Below are 1,267 nucleotides of genomic sequence, written 5' to 3'. Positions count from 1 at the left end.
CTTTTATCATTATTAATAGAAAATAAAACACTATAGGCACCCTCTATGAGTACAATCGAATCAATTACCTTAATGCTAGCCTTAGTATATAGCACCAGCTTACTGTATTGGGGTGGCAAAAAATGGGGTGCATTGGTCAGCGGGGCATTATTGCTCGGCGCGACTCTTGCTAGCTTTTTCTGGCCGCTTTTACTCATATTGTTGGGTGCGGTATTAGTTGTTACCGCAATAGGACAATATCAACCTGCGTTTGCCAATGCAGAAGGCCGGCCCAATGCAGTACGTGAGATTTGCCAACATTTCTTTGCCCTTTCAATGTTATTGGTTGGAGTGCAATATGCCATCAATGCTGGATTATTGTATGCTGGAGAAACACCCTGGTTAATGAGGCCTGATGTCGGTGATGCATTTTTACCTATTGCGGGCGGCATAGAACTAAAAGCTATTTTAACCCTCGGATTGTGGGATCAAAACCATCCTGCTGCTGTAGTGATGCTGTGTGTAGTATTGCTCACAGGTGTAGTGTGTAAGCGAGCATTTTGTGGTTGGGCTTGTCCACTAGGATTAGCAGGTGAGTACCTTTATAAACTGAGAAAACGTGTTATTCATGCAGAGTTATTACCGCCGGCGTGGATAGACTGGCCACTCAGAATGGTTAAATATTTATTATTAGCGGCACTGCTTTATTTGGTTATTTCGATGCCATCAGCAAGCATTCCAAACTACTTAGCGGGTAATTACCACAAAGTGGCTGACTTAAAAATGGCAGTGTTTTTTATGATGCCATCAATGGTGGCCTTAATCGGTTTTGGAATGATCTTTGCCTTAGCCGCATGGCGTCGCCAAGGTTTTTGCCGTTACATTTGCCCTTATGGCGCGTTGTTGGGCATTGTAAGTTTTTTAAGCCCGTTTAAAATTCGTCGTGATACTCAACATTGTTTAATTGAAACCAAAGGCATGAATTGTGATAAGTGCACTCGTGCCTGCCCTGCCAATATATCGGTGCATACTCAAAAAAATATCCGCTCAGACGAATGCCAAGCTTGCATGCGTTGTGTGTCTGCTTGCCCTAAAAAACAAGCGCTGCAATTTAGTACTCGTAATGGTATCCCGCTTTCGGCCAGAGGATTACTGATTGTGTTACTGACTATTATGTTTATGTTACCGCTGTTTGCTTACGTGAGTGGCTACTGGCACAGTCAAACACCTAGCGCTATAAAAATGGAACTGATTCAGAAACTGGACCGCATTGGTCATTAATTTACAT

At 42.9% G+C, this 1,267-nt stretch carries 1 protein-coding gene; it reads left to right on the top strand.

Features of this window, described 5'->3' with window-relative positions; genetic code table 11:
• Window positions 1–45 precede the first annotated feature (45 nt).
• Window positions 46–1,260, top strand: a complete 1,215-nt coding sequence (locus CXF78_RS00885) for a 4Fe-4S binding protein (protein WP_011636252.1) — start codon at window positions 46–48, stop codon at window positions 1,258–1,260.
• The last annotated feature ends 7 nt before the right edge of the window (window positions 1,261–1,267 follow it).

This window comes from Shewanella sp. 11B5, from assembly GCF_002836795.1.
Classification (GTDB): domain Bacteria; phylum Pseudomonadota; class Gammaproteobacteria; order Enterobacterales; family Shewanellaceae; genus Shewanella; species Shewanella frigidimarina.
Note: the sequence above shows the minus strand (reverse complement) of the source record. Positions and strands in the feature narration are given on the sequence as shown.

Excerpts from the sequence above, each read along its gene's own strand:
- CXF78_RS00885 (WP_011636252.1), top strand. The coding sequence starts at position 46 with ATGAGTACAATCGAATCAATTACCTTAATGCTAGCCTTAGTATATAGC.